The organism is Ochrobactrum sp. C6C9 (assembly GCF_022627935.1).
GTDB classification, from domain to species: domain Bacteria; phylum Pseudomonadota; class Alphaproteobacteria; order Rhizobiales; family Rhizobiaceae; genus Brucella; species Brucella teleogrylli.
In genome coordinates this window covers 1-15118 of sequence record NZ_JABXGB010000052.1, presented here as the reverse complement: position 1 = coordinate 15118, position 15118 = coordinate 1, and the positions used below count along the sequence as shown (strand labels likewise).

Sequence of the window (15118 nt, the reverse complement as noted above, 5' to 3'; positions counted from 1 at the left end):
CCTGTTCCTGGCATCCAAGCCGAAGTCAGGCAGAAATTCCACTTATCCTAGCTGTGCAGATTTCCCGAGCCAGCTCTGATCGGCGTGGTCCAGCGCCATTTCGATAATGCGATCCCGGACATCGTCGGGAATGCGGTTCCACACCCGTGACGGCGCGGATGTCCGGTCTTCCAGCCCCTCGACGCCGTGGGTCACGAAACGATCATACCAACGGTAGAAGGTCGGCCTTGGAATGCCGAGCTTGTCGAATGTCTGCCCAGCCGACAGGTGCGACTGCTCAACGATCCGGATTATCTCAAGCTTCTCGGTGGCGGAGTATCTCATTCGTCGTCGCCCCCATGCGCGATCATGCTTTTTTTGAGCAGGCGGTTTTCCAGGGTGAGATCGGCCAGCGCCTCTTTCAGGTCGCGGCTTTCACGGCGCAGCGCCTTGACCTCGTCACTGGTCGCTGAACGAGCGGTATCACCGGCGAGCCGCTTCTTGCCCGCTTCGAGGAATTCCTTGGACCAGCTATAATACAGGCTCTCGGCGATCCCTTCACGGCGGCAGATCGCGGCGATGCTGTCTTCGCCGCGCAGGCCCTCCAACACGATGCGGATTTTGTCCTCCGCCGAGTGATGCTTTCGCGTCGCGCGCCGGATGTCCTTGATTGTCTTTTCGGTCCCCGATGTCTGCGGCCCGGTTTTCTTTCTCATCTTCGCTTCCTTTGATAGAGCTACGATGAGCCGAAAATCCTCTCTTCTCAATTAAGCCTGTTTGGTCTCGTAGGCGTCGATCCGGGACAACCGGCAGAGGTTGATGAAACAAGTCGAACGAAAACGCTTCGGCTCATTGATCGCCTTCGGCATTTTTAGCACCGGGCTCTTCGCGCCGGTCCTGATCGCGCACCAGCCAGTGGACTGCTCCGAGCGCAAGAGCCGCGCCCGCGAGGGCGGCAGTCTTGGCTGGCTCCGTCTCGCCAAGGTCGAGGATGATAAATTTGCGCGCGATCGCGAGGAGCGCGATCAGCACGATCGTGCGGACCTGGAGAATGCCGAAGCTGCGTTCTGTCGCCACAAGAAGGGAGCGCTTGAACTCGAGCGCAATTACAACGGTGAAGATCATTCCGAACACCACCTGGAAGGTGGCGTAATCGAGCGTGTCGAACGCTCCCAAGACCAACCGGTTCACGACCTCGCGCATCAGCGCCCAAACCGACGCCACGACGATAACCGCAATGATGGCGCTGAGGACGAAAATGACGACCTGTTCGAACTTCTCGTAGAGCGTCATCGCCGACCATTGTTCACGGGTTAGCCCGGATCGTTTCAGGTCTTTCATCATTCCCCCTCGAAAGCCGCCCCGGAGAAACAGGCTCCCCGGGGCTCACCAGACGGCGTGATATCAAACGGAGCTGAGCGGACGCCGCAAACCGGCGACACCCAATGTGGCAAATCAGCCGTTCTTGACATCGATACGCTTGATCTTCGCCTGCGCCTCGGGTGTCTGGGGCAGCTTGATCGTCAGAACCCCGTTCTTGAAGGATGCCTGCGCCTTTTCGCCATCCACACCGGGAGGGAGCGGAATTGTCCGGTAGATTGCGCCGTAGCTGCGCTCGGAGAGGTAATACCCCTTCTTCTCCACCTGGCGCTCGATCTTCTTCTCCCCCTTCACAGTCAACATGTCATCGTTGACCGTCACCTCGATGTCCTTCATCTCCATGCCCGGCAGCTCGATCGACACTTCGATCGCGTTGTCGGTCTCGACCATGTCGGATTTGGCTTCGCCGCTGCCCCAGGGCCATTCGAACTGACCGACCCGGTTCCAAAAGTTCTCGAACACATGGTTCATTTCGCGCTGGAGTGTCGCGATCGGGTTGTCTTCGCTGCTCTTGGCGTCTGGCGCGCCGTCCTTGCGCGCCCAGGGGATGAGGTCTTTGATCTGCATGATATGGTCTCCTTCGGTTTTCAGGCGCCCTTGACGGCGATCCTTTTCGGCTGCGCTTCAGGGGCCCGGGGGAGCGTTAAAGTTAGGACGCCTCCTCGCATCTCGGCTTCGATCCTGTCGGGGTCGAAATCCTCGGAAAGCGTGAAGGCACGCTCGAAATCGCCCTCGCCATATTCGGCATAGGCAAGTTCGAGGTTTTTCGGCCGCACCGGGTCAACCTTGCCGCGGATCGTCAACACACGATTTTCGAGCGTGATTTCGATCGCATCGGCGGCGACCCCAGGCATTTCAAGCATCATGGAGAAACCCTGATCGGTCTCGACGATATCGGTCGACGGGCGGTAGATGCGTCCGCCGCCGGTGGTCTCAGGCGAGTCGGTCGGCGTCTTTTCGGCGGCTTGCGAGATGTCGGTGCTCATCGTTCCAGCTCCTCTCAGGCTGCCTTGATCTCGATTTTCTTCGGCTTCGTTTCCTCGGGCCGCGAGATAACGATCCACAATACGCCGTTCGTCATCCTCGCCTCGACCTTGTCATCCGAGGCCACGAACGGCAGCCGGATCGCGCGGGAAAACCTGCCGTAAACGCGTTCGTTGTGGTGCCAGCGCGCACCGTCGGGAACCTCGGGCGCCTTGCGTTCGCCCGACAGCGTCAGGACGTTGTCCTTGACCGAAATTTCAATGTCGTCCGGTTCGATGCCGGAAAGTTCAGCGGTGACTGCAACGGCCTCAGGGCCTTGCCAGACATTTACCGCCGGGAACGCCGCGCGGGACGGCGGCCAGAAACCGCGGTCGAGATCGCGCATCATGGAGCGCATCAGCGCAAAGGGATCGCTGCGGCGCAGATATGTCGGGTAGAGCATTGCTGGCCTCCTGTTGCTGATCGATACCCCCGAACCGTCGGCAAGGAGGGACCGGGCAACGGTGCCGGCCGGATGTGGGTTCGGAGAACGCCTATCAAGATAGGCCGTTCCATTTATTATGCAAGCATGTATGATGGGTGCATTGCGTTTTGGATGGGGGGCGGTTTCTCCTGTGTACATGCAATCGGAGGAGGAATAACCATGATCTCTTCGGACATCGCGCTGATCGGGACGACGAGCCACCGGGTCGCGCAGCTCATCCAGCAGCGGATCGACCAAGACATTCGCGGCAGCGGCCTGACCCGCCTGTCCTGGATGGCGGCGGCGCATGTCGAGGATGCGCCTGGGCTGACCATCGGCGATCTGGCCGACCTGCTGGAGGTCGGCCAGGCCACAGCCGGCCAGCTCGTCGATCGCATGGTCCGGGGCGGCTGGGTCGAGCGGTCGCCCTCGCCCGACGACAGGCGGGCGCAGATCGTCACGGCAACGTCGAAGGCCCGGGCGATGCTGAAGGAACTCGCGCCGCGGCAATCGGCGCTCGAAGATGAAATCCTGCAGGATCTGTCGGCGGACGAAAGGCGCGCCCTGCTGGCGCTGCTCGAGCGGATCAGGGCGCGGCTCGGGCGCCAGTGAAAGGGGAAAGGGGAAAGGGGAAAGCGGTATGGAAAGGAAGACCGAATACAACACCTGGTACTGGGTGGTGGCTTTCATAGCCGTGCTTTTCATCCAGAACCTGATCGCCGGCTGGCAATCCGTCGCGCCGATCAGCTACAGCCAGTTCGAGAAGTATCTCGCTGACGGGAAACTTTCCTCTGTCGCGGTCGGGTCAGACACTATCACAGGCACCTTCGCCGAACCGGTCGACGGCAAGAAGCAGTTCGTGACGACCCTAGTGAATCCCGCAATCCTGGAACGGATAGACCGGTCAGGTATCGAGATCACTGGCGTTCCGCAAAACACTTTTCTCGGCACGCTGATTTCCTGGGTGGCGCCAGCGCTTATCTTCTTCGGAATCTGGATGCTGCTGTTCCGCAAGTTCGCCGACAAGCAGGGCTTCGGCGGGTTCATGCAGGTCGGCCGCAGCAAGGCCAAGGTTTACATGGAAAAAGAAACCGGCGTCAGCTTCGCCGACGTGGCCGGTGTGGACGAGGCCAAGGCCGAGCTCGAGGAGGTCGTGGAGTTCCTCAAGAAACCGGCCGAATACGGAAAGCTGGGCGCACATATCCCCAAAGGCATATTGCTCGTAGGGCCGCCGGGCACCGGCAAAACGCTGCTGGCGCGCGCGGTGGCGGGTGAGGCCGGCGTGACCTTCTTTTCGATCTCGCGATCAGAGTTCGTCGAGATGTTCGTGGGCGTCGGTGCCGCGCGGGTGCGCGACCTCTTCGAGCAGGCTCGGAAATCCGCGCCGGCGATTATCTTCATCGACGAACTCGACGCTCTCGGGCGGGCGCGCTCCTCCGGCCAGATCGCTGGCGGCCATGATGAGCGTGAGCAGACGCTGAACCAGCTTCTGACCGAGCTCGACGGCTTCGACCCATTAGTCGGCATCGTGCTGCTTGCGGCCACGAACCGTCCGGAGATTCTCGATCCGGCGCTGCTCAGGGCCGGACGCTTCGACCGTCAGGTGATGGTGGACCGGCCCGACAAGAAGGGACGTGTGCAGATTCTTGGCGTTCACATGAAAAAGGTGAAGCTCGCCCCGGACGTCGATGCCGAGAAGGTCGCAGCGCTCACGCCCGGCTTCTCGGGCGCCGATCTTGCCAATCTCGTCAACGAGGCAGCATTGCTCGCCACGCGCCGCAAGGCTGATGCGGTGACGATGGACGACTTCAACAATGCCGTGGAGCGCATCATCGCCGGGTTGGAGAAGAAGAACCGCGTTCTGTACCCGCGCGAGCGCGAGATCGTGGCGCACCACGAGATGGGGAACGCGCTTATGGCGATGGCTCTGCCGGGGGTGGACCCAGTGCACAAGGTCTCGATCATCCCGCGCGGAATTGGCGCGCTCGGCTACACTATCCAGCGCCCGACCGAGGACCGCTTCCTGATGACGCGGGAGGAGCTGGAGAACAAGATCGCAGTCCTGCTTGGCGGGCGCGCGGCCGAGAAGATCATCTACAATCATGTCTCGACCGGGGCGGCCGACGATCTGGTCAAGGCCACCGATATCGCCCGCGCTATGGTCGCGCGGTACGGGATGGACGAAGACCTCGGGCATGTCAGCTACGACAGCGATCGGCCAGGCTTTCTCGGCACCGGCGACCAGTCGTCGTGGCTGAACCGCCGCTACAGCGACGCCACTGCCGAGCGGATGGACCAGAAGGTTCGCGACATCGTGGATGGCGTGTTCAAGCGCACCCTCACCTTTCTTGAAACCAATCGGGATCTTCTTGAGCAATCGGCGCAGGATCTCCTGCAACGAGAGACACTGGACGAACTCGATCTGGTGGCAATTGGGTCCAAGGTGAAAAGAACGGAAGTCGTCGCTGCGTAACACTGTCACTGGCGCAGATGATCGGCGGACAACCCTGACTGGATAAAGAAACGGAGAAGACGAATGGCAAACGGAGCTTGCGATATTTGCGGTCGCCCGGCGACGGCGCGCGTGCGCGCCTCGGTGAACGGCAGAATTCAGAACATGGAGCTTTGTGACCAGCATTACCACGAGACGGTGCGCCGGTCGGGCCGCAGCGCCTCGCCGCTGGAATCCCTGTTCGGACAGCATTCGCTTTTTGACGAGTTCTTCGGCGGCAGCGGTTTCGGCAGCCTCTTTGGTGACAGCCCGCTGCGGGGTGGCACGCTCGGCTCCGTGGGTAACGGCGATGACGATGTCGTCGACGCCACTTTCGGCGAGGGTGCCCCGCGGCGTTCGGCGCGGCGCGGCGGCGGACGCACGATCGCCGACCGGCTGAGCGAACAGGGTAACAAGCTGTTGCAGGACGCCGCACAGAAGGCCGGGGAATTCGGACGCAGTGAGGTCGATACCGAACACCTGCTTCTGGCACTGACCTCGTCCGACGTCGTCAAGACGATCCTGGAACAGTTTAAGGTCGATGTGGACGATCTGCGTCGCCAGATCGAGAAGGAAGCGAAGCGTGGAGAGGGCAAAGCATCGGGCGAAATCGGCGTCAGTCCGCGTCTGAAAGACGCGCTGAACCGCGCCTTCATCACCTCGAACGAACTCGGCCATTCCTATGTCGGCCCCGAGCATCTGCTGGTCGGCCTCGCCGAGGAGGGTGAGGGCCTGGCCGCGTCTATCCTGCGCAAGTACGGCCTGACGCCGCAGGCGCTGCGCCAGCAGGTGACGAAGGTCGTGGGCAAGGGGGCCGAGGAAGGCCGTGTGGAGGCGCCGTCCAGCACGCCCGATCTCGACCAGTTCAGCCGCGACCTGACCAAGCTCGCCCGCGAGGGCAAGCTCGACCCCGTCATCGGCCGCGCCCGCGAGATTGAGACGACGATCGAGGTGTTGGCCCGCCGGAAAAAGAACAACCCGGTGCTGATCGGCGAGCCCGGCGTGGGCAAGACCGCCATCGTCGAGGGACTTGCACAACGGATCGTCGCGGGCGAAGTGCCCGAGGCGCTGCGCGACAAGCGGCTGGTCGAGCTCAACATCAACTCGATGGTGGCCGGGTCGAAGTATCGCGGTGAGTTCGAGGAGCGAGTCCAGAAGATCCTCAAGGAGATCACCGAGGAGAAGGACAGCCTGATCCTGTTCATCGACGAGATCCACACCATCGTCGGCGCCGGCCAGGGCGGTGGCGAAGGTGGTCTCGACATCGCCAACACCTTCAAGCCGGCGCTGGCGCGGGGCGAGCTGAACCTGATCGGCGCGACCACGCTCAACGAGTACCAGAAATACATCGAGAAGGACGCGGCGCTCGAGCGACGGTTCCAGCCGGTTTATGTCGAGGAACCCACGGTAGCTCAGGTCATCATGATCCTGCGCGGCCTGCGCGACACGCTGGAGGCGCACCACAAGGTGACGATCACCGACGAGGCCATCGTCGCGGCAGCCGAGCTTTCTGATCGCTACATCACTGGCCGCTTCATGCCCGACAAGGCGATCGACCTGATAGATCAGGCAGCCGCACGGGTGAAGATCAGCGCCACCGCGCGCCCTGTGGACGTCCAGGAGCTGGAGGCCGAAGCCGCGCAGATCAAGCGCGAGCAGGACTATGCCGCAGCCCGCAAGCAATTCGACCGGGCAGCGGAACTGAAGAAGGAACTCGAGCAGAAGCAGAAGGAGCTTGACGAGCTTCTGGAGATATGGAAGCGCGACCAGGCTTCGGCGACCGCCGAGGTGCGCGCCGATCATGTCGCGCAGATCGTCTCCAAGATCACCGGTGTTCCGGTCACGGAGCTGACCGCCGAGGAGAAGGACAAGCTCCTGAAGCTCGAGGAGAAGCTGCACGAGCGCGTCATTGGCCAGGAAGAAGCGATCCGCGCCGTGGCCGATGCGGTGCGCCTGGCGCGTGCGGGTCTGCGCGAAGGTTCCGGTCCGACCGCGACCTTCCTGTTCCTCGGGCCGACCGGGGTTGGCAAGACGGAACTGGCCAAGACGCTCGCCGAGGTGATCTTCGGCGATCAGGACGCGATGATCCGCATCGACATGTCGGAATACGGCGAGCGTCATTCGGTCGCCCGGCTGGTGGGTGCGCCTCCGGGTTATGTCGGCTACGAAGAAGGCGGCCAACTGACGGAGCGAGTGCGCCGCCGGCCCTACTCCGTCGTGCTGCTCGACGAGATCGAGAAGGCGCACCCGGATGTCTATAACATCCTGCTGCAGGTGTTCGACGACGGGCGGCTGACCGACGGAAAGGGCCGCGTGGTTGACTTCACCAACACCATCATCATCGCCACCTCGAACCTCGGTTCCGACATCATCCAGCGCAACCTCAAGAAGCGCGGCACCAGCGACTTCGACGAGGCGAAGCAGAAGGCCGAGCTGATGGAGGTGCTGCGCGGCCATTTCCGGCCCGAATTCATCAACCGGATCGACGAGATCATCGTCTTCCACTCGCTGAACCAGTCGGAAATACGCCAGATCGTCGAGTTGCAGCTAAATCGGGTAAAGCGGACTGCAATTGGGCAGGGGGTCGAACTCGAATTCGATGTGAGCGTCACGGATCACTTTGGCGCGGTCGGCTTCCGGCCAGAATTTGGCGCGCGTGAATTGCGCCGGCTGATCCGGTCGGAGTTGGAGACCGAGTTGGCCCGCGAGATGCTCTCCGGGCGGATCGAGGATGGTGACAAGGTCCGCGTCGCCTGGTCGGAAGACGAACAGAGGGTCGTGTTCGAAAAGATCGTAAAGGACACCGATGAGGACAGCCCGGACGATCAGGCCAAGGCCGGGATCGAGGAGCCCAGCGAAGTTGCCGAAAACAAGACGGACGTTCGGAAGCCCAGCGTTGGGGATGAGGTGCAGTCCAAGGACGACAAGTCCGCCGAGTGACAGCGCAAAAGACTGGCCCGGCGCGATATCGGTCGCGCCGGACCATCTCTTCGGAGAGTTATAGGAAGGTCCACGGCGTGAACGTCATTAGATCATTCCGCAATCTCGACCGGCACGGCCAACAGCGCGCGCCTGAGGTCATCGAGGAAGAAGTGCGGCAACTTGAACCGCACCTTGCGCGCTTTCGCGAGGATCTGGTCCGGCTCGAAGTCGTTGCCTCGCAGACGAGGGGCAAGAAGCGCATCAAAGTCAGCCTGCGCCTGCAACTGCCGTCGGGCGTGATCGCGGCCCTGGAAGAGGGATTCGAGATCGAGCCTGTCCTGCGCAAGGCCTTTGCCGACCTGCGCCACCAGGTCGATCGGCATGTGGCGCGCCTCAAGCACGAGCCTGAATACAAGCGTCCCGCCCGCCGGCGCCGGATCGGCGCCCCGCTGCCGCCCGCGCGGGATGCGGCGGAAGCGGACCGGCGCCAGCTCTTCTTTGACCTGATCGAGGATCATCTCGATACGATCTATGACACCGTCAGGCGCGAGTTGACCTATCTCGAATGCAGCGGATCGGTACCGGAGGGATATCTGAGCGTTCGCGGTCTCTTCGATGCGACGATCCTCAAGGGGCTGGCCCGCTTCGAGGATCGGCCTTCGGAGTTTTCCGTCGGCGACTGGCTGAAACGGCTGGCTTTTGAGACCATCGAGGAAGAATCCCGCGCCGCCCGCCGCGCCGTGCCTGAGGATGCCGCCTCCATCGAGGCGGAACCCGAGGCCCCGGCGGAGGATCCGACCGAGGCGGATCAGGCGATGTTCGAGTTCTACCAGCCCGACGAAGTGCTGATGCTGGAGGACCTCCTCGCCGACGACGGCGGCACAGACCCCGAGAGCCAAGCGGATCGGCATAAGATCGCCATGGTGCTGCACCGGGCAATCGCCGATCTTCCGTCGGTCGAACGCCGCGTTCTCTATCGGCTCCACCTCGACAACGCTACGATCGCGGAGACGGCAGACCTTTTCGGCCTGACCGAGACAGTGGTCGCCGAGAGCGCAGAAAATGCGGGCGCGACACTACGCGCGAGGCTTGCCGAAGCCGGGTTGGTCAGAGATCCATCAGACAGCGTGCCCATCGAACGGGAAATCGCTCACACGCAGCGTCTGCCTCAGCCGATCGAGGATCGCCGCCGCGTGGCCGCCGCCCTAATCGGCGAGGAGGTCGGCTCCGACACCTGACATGGAACTGAATAGGAGATCGACCAATGACCACAGCCTCTGAAAACCCGACCGACAAGATGCAGGACATGCTGTGCAGCCTGTCCCGGAATTGGTGGGCATTCGTGTTACGCGGCGTGCTCGCATTGATCATCGCAGTGCTAGCCTTCGTCATGCCTGCGGAATCGCTTCTGGCGCTCACGCTGGTCTTCGGCGCGTTCGCCTTTGCCGACGGCGTGTTCGGCCTCGTCGCCGCGATACGTAACATCCGCAAGGGCGAACGCTGGGGCTGGCTGATGTTCAGCGGCATTCTAGGCATCGCCACGGGCGTCGTCGTGGTTGTCTCGCCTTTTGTCGCGACGCTTGTGCTTGCGACATTCCTCTGGGCCAGCATCGCATTCTGGTCCGTGTTCTCGGGTGCCCTCGAGATCGCGGCAGCGATCCGCCTCCGAAAGGAAATCAACGGCGAAATCTGGCTGATCCTGAGCGGCCTTCTCTCGGTCGCTCTCGGTGTCGTCGTGACCTGGATGCTGCTGACGCGCCCGGTCGAAAGCTTCCTCGCGCTCGGCTGGCTGATCGGCTTCTACGCCGCGGTCTTCGGGGTGATGATGATCCTCCTCGGGCTACGGCTTCGCAAGGCGGATCGTTCGGACGGTGCGGCCTTCGATGACGCTCCCCCATCGGCAAAGGCGTGAGGTGCCCTGTGGTGGATGACGGGCGACTTGCCGGCGAGGAGCACGATTTCACCCGATGGGACGAAACGATCTTCGACCTTTGCCTGAGCACCGGCTTCAATCCGTCGGCAGCGGTCCGACGCCAATCTTCCTGCGGCACCGGGACGCAGAGGCGCCGGAAGCCGATGCAAAGCCGTGCATGCCACCTGACACCGAAAATGCGAGGTGCTGATGTCGAACCGCCTGCCTGACTTGGCATTTGCTGCTGCGGCCGCTGCCTTGGGCATCGGCATCATTTTCGTTTTTCGTTCGATGTATCTTGCCGAAGACATACTGCTTTTCGCGCAGGAGATGACGCTCATCTTCCTCGGCGCTGTCGTGACGATCATTCTGACCGCGGCGCTTCTCAATCGCCAGACCGATCTCGAGCTTCGCAAGGAAGGAAGGGTCATCATCCTCCAGCAGCAATGCGACATTTACATGGCCTGCATCGAGAAGGTCGCAGAGATCGTGGAAACCGCAAGGCACGATGCGAAGCTGATCGATGAACTGCGTGTTCTCAGCCACAAGCTGGCTGTGGTCGCGAGTGCAGGGGTTGTGTCCAGCTTCGAGCAGGTACTGGAGAGCTTGCAGTCCGGTTTTGCTGACGGCACGCTCTCGGACGGGGACGGAGAGGGCGTGATGAATGCCGTCGCCGATCTCACGATAGCGATGCGGTCGGACGTCCTGCACGCTGCTGCCTTTCCTTCGCAGAACACCGAACGCGCCGTTCGCCTGAACTCAAGGCGAATGGAAAAACTCGACGATCTCGAACGTCACCTTCTCGTATCCACCGACACCCGGGAGAACTGATATGCGCGGCCATAATCGCCCACCATTCCCGCCGAAAATTCCCGGAACCGATCTGCCATCCTGGGACGTGCCGACGGCAATCATCTACCGTCCTGCCCGTTCCGCGATGACATCGGCGCCTCGGCCCAACTACTGGGTCCTCGAGTTCGAGCCGTCCCGTCCGCCGCAGATCGAGCCGCTGATGGGATACACGTCCAGCGGCGATCCCTATCGTCCGATCCGGCTGAAGTTTCCGGATCGCGACAGCGCCGTGGACTTCGCAGAGAGGCAGGACTGGCATTATGTCGTGCGCGAGGACGCTGGGGGAGCCCGGATGGCGAACCCTTGGGCGGGTGAGACGCGCCACCGGCTGCACAGGGGCGTCGATGCCCCGGGAGCCTTCCGGGTCCCGTTCCGCCCCGATCGCCGCCTCTCAAGAGGCGTCCAGCATGAGAGCACGGCCGACCCGTCTACCAGCGACAGGGAGAGTTTCGATCCGGTCCTCGAAGCCTCGCTCGAATCCTTCCCCGCCTCTGATCCTCCGGCGTGGACGGGTGTGACAATTGCAAGAAAGACGACGTGATGACGGCCAACTGCATGCGCTCGGGGAAATGAGATGTTTCCATGGGCCGATACCGTTGCTCGCAGATACCCCCCCGTGGCCGTCTGGTCAGTCGTCGGGATCAGCCTTCTCGCTTTCCTCTACCAGAGCGGCCTGCCGCCGCGTGCGCTCAACCGGTTCCTGTTCGACTTCGCGCTGGTGCCGTCGCGCGTCTTCGGTCAGCTCCGTCTCATCGCCCCGTCCGATTGGACGCCGTTCCTGACAAACATCTTCCTGCACGCGGGATGGCTTCATCTCATCCTCAACATGTGGACGCTCTGGATCTTCGGCCCAGCGGTCGAAGACCGGCTAGGGCCGGTGCGGTTCGCACTGTTCTATCTGTTCTGCGGCGTGGCCGCTGGGCTGGCGCATGCCCTCGCCAACGCCGACTCGGTCGTGCCTGCCCTTGGAGCATCAGGCGCGATCGCGGGAGTGATCGGGTGCTATGCGCGGATGTTTCCGGCGGCGCGGCTGGTCGTGATCGTGCCGATCCTGGTCATCCCGTTGTTCTTTGAGATCAGCGCGCTGGCGTTCGCGATGATCTGGTTCGTCATGCAGCTCATCCCCGGTTTGATGTCGCTTGGAGATACGGCCACCGGCGGGGTTGCCTGGTGGGCGCATATCGGCGGCTTCGTCTCAGGATGGCTCGCTAGTCCGATTCTACGCAGGCCTGCAGTCACCTATCGCAACTACTACCGCGACGAGGGAATATACGGCTTCCTGCCGGATGGGCGAAGGAAAGGAAAAGGAAATCCATGGATTTGATGCAACTGCTCTGGCTGTTCTTCATCGTCTCCGCACTGCAGCCGGCACTGCAGAGGAAGTATCTGGAGGCGATGCGCACTCGGAAGATCGCTCAAATCGAGAGGATGCGCGGAAGCCGGGTGATCCTGATGATCCATCGGCAGGAGACGATGAACCTCCTAGGTTTTCCCCTGGTTCGCTACATCGACGTTAACGACTCCGAGGAAGTCCTGCGCGCGATCCAGCTGACGGACGCCGAAATGCCGCTCGACATCGTGCTGCACACCCCCGGCGGACTGGTCCTCGCTGCCACGCAGATTGCTCGCGCCATCCAGGGACACAAAGGCAAGGTCACAGTTTTCGTGCCGCACTACGCCATGTCGGGGGGAACACTGATCGCTCTGGCCGCAGACGAGATCGTGATGTGCGACCACTCCGTGCTGGGCCCGATCGATCCGCAACTCGGCCAAATGCCCGCGGCTTCACTCATCAGGGTCGTCGAGCAAAAGCCGATCACGGAAATCGACGACCAGACGTTGGTCTTGGCCGATGTCGGTCGAAAGGCGATCGCCCAAGTCGAGACCGTAGCGCGACGGCTCCTGACCGACAAGATGGACGAGGAAAAGGCGGCGACATTGGCGGCGCAGCTGGCCACCGGCACCTGGACGCACGACTACCCTATCTCTGCGGAAGAGGCGCGCGAGATGGGGCTGCCGGTGCGGACCGACATGCCCGAGGAAATACTCGAGCTGATGACCCTCTATCCGCAGCCGTCCGCCGTCTGGGCGGCGGCGTCGAATACCTGCCCGAACCCCGCCACCGAGAGGCCCGGCGGGCCACGACCTCGCGCTGAACGGCGCCGCCCTGCCTGCCCCTCCGAAACGATACTCAAAGGGAGAACAGAATGCCCACCGTTGCTTGCCCGAAATGCAGTTCCGTCAATCGCGTTCCGCAGGAACGACTGACGGATAACCCCAGCTGCGGCCGCTGCGGCGCCGCCCTGTTCGAGGGCCGGCCAGTCACACTGACCGCCGCCAGTTTCGACCGACACGCCGATGCCGATCTGCCCCTGCTCGTCGATTTCTGGGCGGAATGGTGCGGGCCATGCAAGATGATGGCACCTCACTTCGAGGCTGCGGCGCGTTCGCTCGAACCCCAGTTCCGTCTCGGTAAGCTCGATACCGAAGCCGAACAGCAGATCACCGACCGTTACGGGATCCGCGGCATTCCCACCATGATCTTGTTCAGGGGCGGCAAGGAAATCGCGAGGACGAGCGGTGTAATGCCTGCCGCGCAGATAGCGCAGTGGGCGCGGTCGCACGTTTAGAGAATACAGGTATTGGCCTTTCCTGCGCCATGATATCAGGAGAAGAACATGCATGGCGTGACTGGATTTGTCGAAAGTGCGACCTTGTTGGTTTGCGCCGCGTTCGTACTCGTGACGATATGTTCACGGATTGGCGTGCCTAGCATCGTCGGTTACATTCTTGCCGGTATAGTCATTGGACCCGCTGGCCTCGACCTGATTGCGGAGAGCGCTGCCCTGAGCAGTATTGGCGAAATCGGAGTCGTACTCCTGCTGTTCGCGCTTGGTCTGGAATTCTCCTTCGAGAAGCTCGTAACACTCAGGAAGCATGTCTTGGGTCTTGGGGCTGTACAGGTTTCAGTCACGACGATAACGGTTTCGTTGGTAGCGAGTTTGGTCTTCGATCTCGCATCAGTTTCCGCAATCCTCATCGGCGGCGCCGTTGCGATGTCATCCACAGCCATGTGCCTCAAGGTGCTCGCAGGCGCGAACGCTCTTGGATCGGCTCATGGGCGCTTGGCCATCGCAGTGCTTCTGTTTCAGGACTTGGCAGCCGTCGCGTTCCTGCTTCTGCACGATGCAATGAGTGGTGCCGCCGAAGGGTATGGCGTCATAACGGTCATCGCCAGTGCAACGGCAGTGGTTGCTGCTCTGTTCATTGCCCGAGGTCCGTTGCAGGTACTTGCCCGTTGGGTCGCGTTGCGTGGCGATCCGGAGCTTGCCCAACTCCTCGCACTTACCATTGCGCTTGGGTCCACGATCGTCGCGACATCTGCTGGCCTTTCTCCGGCGCTCGCCGCATTCGCGACCGGTATGATCATCGGCGAGGGCGACGCGCGCCATGCTGTCGAGAACGAGATCCGGCCCTTTCGCGACTTGTTTGTAGGGATTTTCTTTCTCGGTATCGGGACTCAATTGCCAGTTTGGATCCTTCCATCTCAATGGCCTGCCGTGCTGGTCTGGCTTGCAATAATACTCTGCGGAAAGACGCTGATTGTTTTCGTCGTCGCCCGACTATTCGGCGAAGCGCTTCAGACCGCATTGCGGACCGGGGTCATCCTGGCCCACGGGGGAGAATTCAGCCTGATGTTACTATCGGTTTCCTCGACGTCGGGTACAGTGGCCGAGGAGTTCGCCGGCCCCCTCCTCCTCGCGATTGGAGTGAGCATGATGGCTGGAAGTCTTATGGTTAGATGGGCGGGTCAAGGGCCTAGTCACCCGAATTGGGGAGCATGAGGATTTGTGGGGCGATCATGCGGCATAGGCTGTTTCGTCGTCACGACACGAAAGTGGTGAATCTGTCCTACATTTGAGAACATATCGTGATCATGCAGCGAGGATGGATGTTTCTCGCCGGAGCGGCCTGAGATCGGGGCTGTCCGTCGGGGTCCAGATGTAATCTCCGGTCAGACTGATATGCTGTTGATTTGCGCTGAGAACTGGCTCTGAGGGGGTGCGGACGAAAACTTGGACTATCAGGGAGGTAGTTCATGTATTCCTACGAAGACCGGATGCGAGCCGTTACG

15 protein-coding genes and 1 pseudogene are annotated in these 15118 nt (G+C 61.7%); 11 read left to right on the top strand and 5 right to left on the bottom strand.

Annotated elements, in window-relative coordinates; translation table 11 throughout:
* Nucleotides 1-72: 72 nt before the first annotated feature.
* The 5 genes and pseudogenes from HWD97_RS22940 to HWD97_RS22920 form a co-directional block, all read right to left on the bottom strand.
* A pseudogene (locus HWD97_RS22940) lies at nucleotides 73-695 on the bottom strand (helix-turn-helix domain-containing protein); the annotation flags it as partial.
* A 133-nt stretch (nucleotides 696-828) separates the two neighbouring features.
* Nucleotides 829-1320: a phosphate-starvation-inducible PsiE family protein gene (locus HWD97_RS22935; RefSeq protein ID WP_038595245.1), complete on the bottom strand. Its 492-nt coding sequence runs from the start codon at nucleotides 1318-1320 to the stop codon at nucleotides 829-831.
* 114 nt (nucleotides 1321-1434) lie between these two features.
* Nucleotides 1435-1926: an Hsp20/alpha crystallin family protein gene (locus HWD97_RS22930; RefSeq protein ID WP_011982931.1), complete on the bottom strand. Its 492-nt coding sequence runs from the start codon at nucleotides 1924-1926 to the stop codon at nucleotides 1435-1437.
* Nucleotides 1927-1946: 20 nt separating this feature from the next.
* Nucleotides 1947-2345, bottom strand: a complete 399-nt coding sequence (locus HWD97_RS22925) for an Hsp20/alpha crystallin family protein (RefSeq protein ID WP_003603273.1) — start codon at nucleotides 2343-2345, stop codon at nucleotides 1947-1949.
* 14 nt (nucleotides 2346-2359) lie between these two features.
* Nucleotides 2360-2785 (bottom strand): Hsp20/alpha crystallin family protein, encoded by a 426-nt coding sequence (locus tag HWD97_RS22920; protein ID WP_371835692.1) that lies wholly within the window; start codon nucleotides 2783-2785, stop codon nucleotides 2360-2362.
* Between the two features lie 201 nt (nucleotides 2786-2986).
* Here HWD97_RS22920 and HWD97_RS22915 point away from each other — a divergent pair, with 201 nt between their 5' ends.
* The 11 genes from HWD97_RS22915 (at nucleotide 2987) to HWD97_RS22865 (ending at nucleotide 14828) form a co-directional block, all read left to right on the top strand.
* Complete coding sequence (locus HWD97_RS22915; RefSeq protein ID WP_371835691.1) at nucleotides 2987-3418, top strand: MarR family winged helix-turn-helix transcriptional regulator; 432 nt, start codon at nucleotides 2987-2989, stop codon at nucleotides 3416-3418.
* 28 nt (nucleotides 3419-3446) lie between these two features.
* Nucleotides 3447-5279, top strand: coding sequence for an ATP-dependent zinc metalloprotease FtsH (gene ftsH, locus HWD97_RS22910; RefSeq protein WP_371835690.1), 1833 nt, complete (start codon nucleotides 3447-3449; stop codon nucleotides 5277-5279).
* Nucleotides 5280-5342: 63 nt separating this feature from the next.
* Nucleotides 5343-8237, top strand: a complete 2895-nt coding sequence (locus tag HWD97_RS22905) for an ATP-dependent Clp protease ATP-binding subunit (protein ID WP_371835689.1) — start codon at nucleotides 5343-5345, stop codon at nucleotides 8235-8237.
* A gap of 77 nt (nucleotides 8238-8314) precedes the next feature.
* Nucleotides 8315-9457 (top strand): flagellar biosynthesis protein FliA, encoded by a 1143-nt coding sequence (locus HWD97_RS22900; protein WP_371835688.1) that lies wholly within the window; start codon nucleotides 8315-8317, stop codon nucleotides 9455-9457.
* Nucleotides 9458-9483: 26 nt separating this feature from the next.
* Nucleotides 9484-10131, top strand: coding sequence for an HdeD family acid-resistance protein (locus tag HWD97_RS22895; protein WP_371835687.1), 648 nt, complete (start codon nucleotides 9484-9486; stop codon nucleotides 10129-10131).
* Between the two features lie 210 nt (nucleotides 10132-10341).
* Nucleotides 10342-10962, top strand: a complete 621-nt coding sequence (locus tag HWD97_RS22890; RefSeq protein ID WP_371835686.1) for a hypothetical protein — start codon at nucleotides 10342-10344, stop codon at nucleotides 10960-10962.
* Between the two features lies 1 nt (nucleotide 10963).
* The gene (locus HWD97_RS22885) at nucleotides 10964-11524 is read left to right on the top strand and encodes an NADH dehydrogenase ubiquinone Fe-S protein 4 (protein WP_037094077.1); all 561 of its coding nucleotides are present in this window, start codon (nucleotides 10964-10966) and stop codon (nucleotides 11522-11524) included.
* 75 nt (nucleotides 11525-11599) lie between these two features.
* On the top strand, nucleotides 11600-12307 hold the full coding sequence (locus HWD97_RS22880) for a rhomboid family intramembrane serine protease (RefSeq protein ID WP_371835685.1): 708 nt from the start codon (nucleotides 11600-11602) through the stop codon (nucleotides 12305-12307).
* A complete protein-coding gene (locus HWD97_RS22875; protein ID WP_371835684.1) occupies nucleotides 12298-13251 on the top strand; it encodes an ATP-dependent Clp protease proteolytic subunit in 954 nt (317 codons plus the stop codon). Before HWD97_RS22880 ends, HWD97_RS22875 begins: the two co-directional genes overlap by 10 nt.
* Nucleotides 13191-13613 (top strand): thioredoxin TrxC, encoded by a 423-nt coding sequence (gene trxC, locus HWD97_RS22870; protein ID WP_371835683.1) that lies wholly within the window; start codon nucleotides 13191-13193, stop codon nucleotides 13611-13613. The genes HWD97_RS22875 and trxC overlap by 61 nt, the downstream gene beginning before the upstream one ends.
* Before the next feature lie 48 nt (nucleotides 13614-13661).
* Nucleotides 13662-14828, top strand: coding sequence for a cation:proton antiporter (locus HWD97_RS22865; RefSeq protein WP_371835682.1), 1167 nt, complete (start codon nucleotides 13662-13664; stop codon nucleotides 14826-14828).
* Nucleotides 14829-15118 lie beyond the last annotated feature (290 nt).

Coding starts and splice junctions, on each gene's coding strand:
- HWD97_RS22925 (WP_003603273.1), bottom strand. CDS start 2,345: ATGAGCACCGACATCTCGCAAGCCGCCGAAAAGACGCCGACCGACTCG.
- HWD97_RS22920 (WP_371835692.1), bottom strand. CDS start 2,785: ATGCTCTACCCGACATATCTGCGCCGCAGCGATCCCTTTGCGCTGATG.
- HWD97_RS22930 (WP_011982931.1), bottom strand. CDS start 1,926: ATGCAGATCAAAGACCTCATCCCCTGGGCGCGCAAGGACGGCGCGCCA.
- HWD97_RS22875 (WP_371835684.1), top strand. CDS start 12,298: ATGGATTTGATGCAACTGCTCTGGCTGTTCTTCATCGTCTCCGCACTG.
- HWD97_RS22905 (WP_371835689.1), top strand. CDS start 5,343: ATGGCAAACGGAGCTTGCGATATTTGCGGTCGCCCGGCGACGGCGCGC.
- HWD97_RS22865 (WP_371835682.1), top strand. CDS start 13,662: ATGCATGGCGTGACTGGATTTGTCGAAAGTGCGACCTTGTTGGTTTGC.
- HWD97_RS22885 (WP_037094077.1), top strand. CDS start 10,964: ATGCGCGGCCATAATCGCCCACCATTCCCGCCGAAAATTCCCGGAACC.
- HWD97_RS22895 (WP_371835687.1), top strand. CDS start 9,484: ATGACCACAGCCTCTGAAAACCCGACCGACAAGATGCAGGACATGCTG.
- HWD97_RS22890 (WP_371835686.1), top strand. CDS start 10,342: ATGTCGAACCGCCTGCCTGACTTGGCATTTGCTGCTGCGGCCGCTGCC.
- ftsH (WP_371835690.1), top strand. CDS start 3,447: ATGGAAAGGAAGACCGAATACAACACCTGGTACTGGGTGGTGGCTTTC.
- HWD97_RS22935 (WP_038595245.1), bottom strand. CDS start 1,320: ATGAAAGACCTGAAACGATCCGGGCTAACCCGTGAACAATGGTCGGCG.
- trxC (WP_371835683.1), top strand. CDS start 13,191: ATGCCCACCGTTGCTTGCCCGAAATGCAGTTCCGTCAATCGCGTTCCG.
- HWD97_RS22915 (WP_371835691.1), top strand. CDS start 2,987: ATGATCTCTTCGGACATCGCGCTGATCGGGACGACGAGCCACCGGGTC.